1 protein-coding gene is annotated in these 447 nt (G+C 50.6%); it reads left to right on the forward strand.

All coding sequences use genetic code 11. The features are described 5' to 3' along the window. A partial coding sequence (locus KTN04_RS16710; protein WP_217336347.1) for an integrase core domain-containing protein occupies nt 1-447 on the forward strand: 447 nt, incomplete at both ends.

Raw genomic sequence — 447 nt, forward strand, 5'->3', positions numbered from 1 at the left:
CAGATCCACCCGAACAAAACAGCGGCGGCAGCCCGGCGTTTCCTGGATAGCCTCCAGCAGGCGACGCCTATCAAGATCACTCATATTTTGACCGATAATGGCAAAGAGTTTACGGATCGCCTGTTTCACTCAAGAGCCCGTGAACCCAGTGGCAATCACGAGTTTGACCGTCTCTGTGATGATCTGGGAATTGAGCATCGTCTGACCAAACCCAGGACACCTCAGACGAATGGTATGGTCGAGCGCTTCAACGGTCGAATATCGGATGTGCTCAAGACTAATCGTTTTGACAGTCGTGAAGATCTGGAGCAGACGCTCTTACGCTATGTGCACCTGTATAACCATCAGTTGCCGCAGTCCGCTCTGGACTCCAAACCACCCATCATGGCGATGAAGGAGTGGCATAAAACCCATCCGGAACTTTTTAAAAAGCGACCTTATAATCAT

Source organism: Marinobacterium weihaiense, assembly GCF_019061305.1.
Classification (GTDB): domain Bacteria; phylum Pseudomonadota; class Gammaproteobacteria; order Pseudomonadales; family Balneatricaceae; genus Marinobacterium; species Marinobacterium weihaiense.